Below are 6,962 nucleotides of genomic sequence, written 5' to 3' on the forward strand. Positions count from 1 at the left end.
AAACGATCTCCAAACAGAGGCCGTCAGTCTCGTCCCTCACACATGCAAACGTAAGGTGGGTCCAGAACACCGCTTACGATGAGACGGGTCGTTGTCGCCTAACAAGTGCTCAATATAGATCTCTTCATGGACCGCGATAGGTGGCTTGATAGTGATCGGCATTAAGATAGAGACCCACTACTCTGCGGGCGACCTAGTCGTGTCAAAACCACCTGTGACCAAGGATCAAAGTCCTCAACATGGTTTATAGGTGAGCTTGTGTCATGCCAACGTAAGTCGTTAAGAGATAGTCGCCGCGCCAAAGGCTCCAACCAAGGCGGGCACTCAAATTTCACAACAGCGAGCAAATCTTTTTCCGGCTTCGTGCTATCGACTAATAGAAACTCCTGAATCGTAAACTGAGTTGAGAGCTGCCCCCAGACGCTTTCCGCGTCAAAATCCAAATCGAGGCAAACGCAGTTAATTCCACTATGAATTATGCCAAGGTTTGCTTGATCAAAAAGATCTGCGTCGTACTCAGAAACGGGCGTATAGAATCCAATAGATCTACTGCCATGAAATCCATCTCGATCCTCACGGTACGGCCCATGACGGTAGGTTAAAACAAGATTTCCTCTAGTCACAACTATGTACGACCAAACGACGACATCCGCCTCAGAGCGCCTATTGCTGGCTTCGATGTATTGAGAATAGGAGATATCTCGCAATAGATTGATAGCCTCTTGAGGAGGCCACACTTTTCTATCACCACTTTCTTCAAGAACTCGGGAGGCAACCGTCAAAGCTCTTTTTACCGGAAGGTCTCTACGCCTACGTCGGGCAGCTATGGGTGTCCGGTAAGTTAATGGTATCGAGCGTTCGGAAAGAAACTCCGTAAGAAAGAAGCGCCCTGGTGCAGTACGAAAGAACGCGCTTCTTTCACGCTTAATAAGAATATCTTCACTTAGTCGAGCTTGGAGTGTCTTGTGTTGTGTCTTGCCATAAAGGGAAGGCGGGACAATGCCGGCTTTATAGGCACGTCTCAGTATCTCTCTAGGACCGAGAGGCATACGCGCTCTACGTAGGACCGTTTCCGCTATTGATAGGTAGGAGTCCACGGGATCAATCCAGTCAGTATGATCTCAAACGGGACTTTCCGGCTCGAAGCGCCCGTCATCAAACTCGGCAACAGGGCGAACCCAAATTTTACCGTCCGATCCGACATAAACGACTAGATGATCGCCCTCTTGGATTGGTTTCTCTGCCTGAAGCTCTCCTCGACCTAACTCTACATAGCTGGTGCCGCGCTTTTTGTGCTTAAACCGACGAAGTGTGCTCGCCTTCAAAACCTCGTTCAGCAGCGGATCGGGCAGATAGAGTCGCTCGATATCTGATCGGCTCGTACTCATGCGATTCCCTTCAGCCTGCCCCAGGGTATGATGTGCTGTTGCCACAATGCCAAGCTTCTCTAAAGGAATTGATATCATTCAACCTCAGAATTGTTAAAGGCTGCGCCAGGGGAGAGGCTATTTACAAGCCCGATCCCGTTTCTGGGTGTGGATTATTGTGCAAATTTTCGAGTCCGGCGTGACGTGGCTGGCCCCGGCTGTACGCCCCGAATTGGTTAGACTGTTAGAAATCCAAGCTGCCGCGAGATCACGAGCAGACCGGACCTGCGAACCCAGCCACAGCTATGATAGGCGACGTGGTTGGCGATGCTACTGGATTGCCACTCTCGACAAGGCTACACAGGAGTGCTACACAAGCTGACCGCGCGTGCGGATTAAGTTATTGAAAATTCTGATCTTTTATGGCCAGGGTGACAATCCTCTCCTGAGCACCATTCCATTGCCTAGTGCAGTCCCGCCGACATGCCAGCCCGCATTGGAGGCCGCGCTGTGAAGTTCATCGCAGTAGGGATTGTTCTCAGCAGATTAAGTAGGCTCTCCAGTTCTGTGGAGCGCTCATGTGGGATGAATCCGCGTCCGGCTTTACGTGGCAGCAATAGGCCGCAATTAGGCGAGCCTAGTCTTCGATGTCCTTGAGGCTCAGCAGCTCACAGGGCGTATGCATGTAGCGCAGCGGCACCCAATGAGCTTGTGGTCATGCAGCCCCGGTTGAGCTGCGTATCGGCGGCCATTCCAACTCGCCACTCGCAGGTTCTACACGTCCGAAGACAACCAATAACAGCCAATACAGTCTGTAATGAAATGTGGGGCAAGGTGAGGGGTGCGCACCCACATTTGCGCTAAAAAAACTCAAATTTCAGTTATTTAGCATCAAAGAGTGGCGGAGAGGGGGAGATTCGAACTCCCGACACAGCCGGGTCCACCTGCGTTCGAACGTGTCTCTGTGGGCGTATGAACCGGTCTCTATCTCGGCCACGTCACATAAAGCGGAAAGGGTTCAGTCCCGCCTGGAGAAACCCCTGCCGCGCGAGCTCACCGGCCGAACCCGCTACCGCGCCTGGGGCATCGTGTAGAGGCAGCGCAGCTTAATCAGCGCACCTGAATGCGGGCGTCTTGCGAGTTCATCGGCGGCGAGCAAGTATGCCCCTAGCAACTGGGGCAGCCGGACGTCGATGATCGAAACCCTTATCATTGCCGACGACTTGACTGGTGCCGCAGACTGCGCCGTTTCATGCGCTACGGCGGGTGCCGACACGGTGGTGCTCCTCGATCCAAAAGCCAATCCGGGTGGCGCAACTGCCGTCTCAGTCGATGTGAATTCCCGGGCCATGACAGCCCAGGAGGCCGGAGCCGCTGTCACAGGCGCTCTCCAGCATCTCTACAGCAAGAGCACATGCATCCTGTACCACAAGATCGACTCGACTTTGCGTGGCAACTGGCCATCGGAGCTCGCTCAAATCCGCCAAGCCGCAACGGAGGTCCTTGGACATGCGCCTCTTGCGATTGTTGTGCCCGCTTTCCCCGCAGCGGGACGCGCGACGATCGACGGGCATGTGTTCGTCAACGGCACCCCGCTCGGGAACACGGGCCTCTGGAAACAGGCGGGTCTGACAGGCTCCGGCGATCTGCGGGCTATCCTTGAGGATGTGGGGTTCAGGGTTAGGGTGGCCTCTCTTGAGCAGGTCGCGCTCGGGTCAGAGGCACTCAAGACGCGGCTCGCTGAATCGGCAGATGTCGGGTGCGACGCTGTCGTATGCGATGCTCAGACCGAGGATGACCTACGCACGGTTGCAGCCGCATCCCTCATGCTGCCTAGAAAGCCGTTGTGGGTCGGGTCTGCCGGCCTGATGCGGGCTCTTGTCAGGGCAGGGAAGGGGAAGGTCGTTCCCACATCCGCTCCAAAAGGGGCGGCGGCAGGAAAGCCCGTTCTCGTGGTCGTGGGCAGTGCATCCAGTGTGTCACACATGCAGTTCGATGCGCTGGCGGAGGAGCACGACGTCATGCCCCTGACCATTCTGCCCTCCGCTCTCCGGGAGGGTAGAGCCCCAGAGCAGGTGCAGTCCTATGCCCAAGCACTCGATGCGGCGTTGGCAGCAGGGTCAGACGTCGCGGTCTCGATTCAGGGAGAGGAAGTCAACTTTCAGGAGGGGCCGCAGCTTGCCGCAGCTCTGGCCGAGCTGATTGTGCCACACCTGTCCCGGGTTGGTGGGCTAATTGTGACCGGGGGCGAGACGGCGAGGGCGATCCTGGATCGAGCCGGTATATCAGGATTGAAAATGCAAGACGAGGTCGAGCCCGGAGCACCCCTTGGAGTATCGACCGGTGATATTGCCATCCCGGTGATCACGAAGGCCGGTGCTTTCGGCGACCGCACGACCTTGAAGCGGTGCCGCGCGATCCTGCGAGGTGGTAGGAGCTGTCATTCCAATTCTGCAATGAGTGAGTAATGTAGGCCCTTGGGATGAGGGGTTCGTGCATGAGTCAGCCTATCATAGCAATCACAATGGGCGATGCGGCTGGCGTCGGCCCCGAGATCATCATGAAGGCGTTTGCTCATCGGGAGGTCTACGAGCGCTGTAAACCCCTGATCATCGGAGATGCCAACCGCCTGCGGCAGGCAGGCGAGATCGTCGGCTCCTCCTTGGAAGTTCGCCCTGTGTCAGGTCCGAAGGAGACCGTGTTCGAGTATGGGTCGGTTGATTGCATCGATCTCGGCCTGATTCCCGACAATCTGTCCTGGGGCAAGCTATCGCCGCTCGCGGGCGATGCGGCGTTCCGGTACATCGAGCGGGCGGTCGCACTGGCCTCAGCGAATGAGGTCGATGCCATCTGCACGGCCCCGCTCAACAAAGAGGCGCTCCACGCGGGAGGGCATCCCTTCCCGGGTCATACCGAGATCCTGGCGGCACTGACGCACACGCCGGAAGTCTCGATGATGCTGATGACCCCGAAGCTGCGCGTGATCCACGTGACCACCCATATCGGCCTGATCGATGCCATCGCGAAGATCGAGCCGGGACTGGTAGAACGGACCATTCTGCGTGGGCACGAGGCCCTTGTGCGCTCGAGAATTGCAAGCCCCCGCATCGGGGTGTGCGGGATCAATCCTCACGCCGGCGAAAACGGATTGTTTGGCCATGGTGAAGAGGAGCAGAAGATTGCGCCAGCCGTGCAGGCGCTCCAGGCGCGCGGCATCCATGTCGAAGGTCCTCTTCCGGCTGACACCCTGTTCTTCCGCGCCCAGCGCGGCGACTTCGATCTTGTGGTCGCCATGTACCATGACCAGGGCCATGGTCCGGTCAAGGTTCTCGGGATCGAGGAAGGCGTCAACGTCACCGTGGGGCTGCCCGTGATCCGCACCTCAGTGGACCATGGCACGGCCTTTGACATCGCTGGAACGGGCCTGGCTGATGAACGGAGCATGCTTGAAGCCCTCAACCAGGCCATCCTCTTGGCTCCGCAGCGCGCTACCCCTGCCTGAAAGTTTCTGATTTTGTGAAACCTCGGCTTATCGTGGGAATAGCTGACGGAGTCTGGGGCGGCGCAATAGATCATTGAGCCGTCGGCTTATGGTCTGGCGGCTTCCAAGGCCTACATCTTCAACGTTCTACCGGCACCTGGAGGTCTACGACATCCCTGACCTGAGACAATGGAGGCGCCGATGACAAGATTGATGCAAATCGCCTGTGCGGTTGCTGCCTGGGCAAGCCTGAGCTTGCCGTTGCCTGCTGCCCCGGCTGAGCCGGAGAGCTGCCCTGGCCTGATCTCCTCCCGAGACACTCTGTTCTCCCGGGCTGCGCTGCGCCAAGATGAGGTTGGTCTCGCCTTCGTGGGCCACGCCACCTTCCTAATCGAGACACCGCAGGGCGCGCGAATTGCCACCGACTACAGCGACGGCACGCGTCCGCCCGTCACGCCTGATGTGGCCACCATGAACAAGGCCCATTCCACGCACTTCAGCTACCATCCGGACCCGGGGATCAAGCACGTGCTCAAGGGCTGGAACCCAGCTGGGGGACCTGCCTATCACGACCTGACCGTGCAGGATGTACGCATCCGCAATGTCTCGACCAACCTCCGCAGCTATGGCAGAGCGACGGAGTACGACGGCAACTCCATTTTCGTGGTTGAGACCGCTCAGCTGTGCATCGCCCATCTTGGCCATCTGCACCACACCCTCTCGCCCGAGCACCTAAAGAAGCTCGGCCGCATCGATGTTCTGCTGGTGCCGGTGGACGGCGGATACACGCTGGAGACCTTCGACATGATGGAGGTGCTGCGGGCGATCAACGCCCCGCTGATGATCCCGATGCACTTCTTCGGACCCTCAACCCTCAACCGGTTCCTTGGCTCTGCCCGAGAGCACTTCCCGGTGGAGTTCAGCAACACCGCAGCCGTCACTCTGTCGCGGGCCACACTGCCGAAGAGCCCGAAGATCCTGGTTCTGCCCGGGCATTAAGCTGCCGAGAACGTATCAGTCGGAAGCTCTGTCTTTTAATCACATGGTCCTGGGTTCGAGTCCCCGCGCGATTACCAATAAGATCAATAGGTTAACAGCATCTGCCCTTTGAGCCGTTTTGCTCCTTGTGATTGGGGGTACGGAGCTTTAACGAGAGCCGAGGGAGTAACACTCGGGCTCTGGTACGGGCAGTTGATCGCTCTCGGCCTCTGCCCTGTTGTGTTGTGGTGGCGGGTGTACCGGACCATGTGGCTCAGTGGGCCAAGACGAAGTTCAGGATGTGGAAGGTCCAGCATCGAGGCCAGCACGACCACGGTGCTTGTACGAGAGCAGCCAGTGAAGGCTCGCAGCAAGCCTCAGACTAAGCCCGAGGAACCCATAGAGAAAGCCGAGAAGCCAAGACCCAAGCGTGAGCCGAGGGTGCGCCGCGGGCCTACCTCATAAGGCAGCAGAGGGGCCCACTGAGGGGAACCTGCCGTAGCGTATTCATCCAAGGGCTCTCAGATTTTTGCGGTAAACATTCCGGACTTTTTAACCTTCTCAGGATCACCTTCAGATTACCCTTAGGAGGTTGTAGATGTCTCTGAATGAAAAGATTTTCATCATCATGACTATAATCACATTCATGATGGGATTGTCCTGCCTGACTCATCTTGATGAGGAACTCTAGGCTACAGTTCCCTCACCACCCCCTAGTCTGATCGTATCCAGGTGAGGTCAGCCTGAGAGGGTTAGTCTGTGGTCTCCTTGTGGAAGACAATTTGATTTTCAATGGTCGGATCGCGAGGCTGTGGTCTCCAAGTGGGAGGCGAATTGATCTCGAAGGGACGGAGAGGGTCTCTAGTCCTGAGTGGTGGGGTGGATTTAGACTGTCGAGGTGGATGGGTCTGAGGCTGGGGGTCGCCGGAAGTCCAATTGGTCGGGGTTTTAACCGATGGAAGCCGAGGTGGAGGGCCTGAGAGAAATTCTTGAGCTCGAACGGAAGCGGCCTGAGGAGCTGCGCCAGGAGCGTGACCGGTGGGCTTCAGCTCTGGGAGGCGGAACTGTCGGGAATTTCGTGTGGGGCCATTACGATGATCTGGAAGGAGACATCGCATGGCACGCCGCAAGGAACC

At 57.4% G+C, this 6,962-nt stretch carries 7 protein-coding genes; 5 read left to right on the forward strand and 2 right to left on the reverse strand.

Features of this window, described 5'->3' with window-relative positions; translation table 11 throughout:
• Nucleotides 1-161: 161 nt before the first annotated feature.
• Both JKG68_RS35040 and JKG68_RS30230 read right to left on the reverse strand, forming a co-directional pair.
• Complete coding sequence (locus tag JKG68_RS35040; protein ID WP_202065923.1) at nucleotides 162-1,097, reverse strand: winged helix-turn-helix domain-containing protein; 936 nt, start codon at nucleotides 1,095-1,097, stop codon at nucleotides 162-164.
• Between the two features lie 24 nt (nucleotides 1,098-1,121).
• Nucleotides 1,122-1,466 carry a hypothetical protein gene (locus tag JKG68_RS30230; protein WP_202065925.1) on the reverse strand — a complete coding sequence of 115 codons (345 nt, stop codon included), beginning with the start codon at nucleotides 1,464-1,466 and terminating at the stop codon, nucleotides 1,122-1,124.
• A gap of 857 nt (nucleotides 1,467-2,323) precedes the next feature.
• On the opposite strand from JKG68_RS30230, the gene JKG68_RS35045 reads away from it, so the two are divergent.
• The 5 genes from JKG68_RS35045 to JKG68_RS33065 all read left to right on the forward strand — a co-directional run.
• Nucleotides 2,324-2,461 (forward strand): helix-turn-helix domain-containing protein, encoded by a 138-nt coding sequence (locus tag JKG68_RS35045; RefSeq protein ID WP_202065927.1) that lies wholly within the window; start codon nucleotides 2,324-2,326, stop codon nucleotides 2,459-2,461.
• 99 nt (nucleotides 2,462-2,560) lie between these two features.
• The gene (locus JKG68_RS30240) at nucleotides 2,561-3,835 is read left to right on the forward strand and encodes a four-carbon acid sugar kinase family protein (protein ID WP_202065929.1); all 1,275 of its coding nucleotides are present in this window, start codon (nucleotides 2,561-2,563) and stop codon (nucleotides 3,833-3,835) included.
• Nucleotides 3,836-3,864: 29 nt separating this feature from the next.
• Complete coding sequence (pdxA, locus tag JKG68_RS30245) at nucleotides 3,865-4,869, forward strand: 4-hydroxythreonine-4-phosphate dehydrogenase PdxA (RefSeq protein ID WP_202065931.1); 1,005 nt, start codon at nucleotides 3,865-3,867, stop codon at nucleotides 4,867-4,869.
• 180 nt (nucleotides 4,870-5,049) lie between these two features.
• A complete protein-coding gene (locus tag JKG68_RS30250; RefSeq protein ID WP_202065933.1) occupies nucleotides 5,050-5,847 on the forward strand; it encodes an MBL fold metallo-hydrolase in 798 nt (265 codons plus the stop codon).
• 934 nt (nucleotides 5,848-6,781) lie between these two features.
• Nucleotides 6,782-6,962, forward strand: a 181-nt coding sequence (locus JKG68_RS33065; protein ID WP_210346497.1) for a hypothetical protein, incomplete at its 3' end; no start/stop codon positions are given.

The sequence above is a fragment of the Microvirga aerilata genome (assembly GCF_016743775.1).
GTDB classification, from domain to species: domain Bacteria; phylum Pseudomonadota; class Alphaproteobacteria; order Rhizobiales; family Beijerinckiaceae; genus Microvirga; species Microvirga aerilata.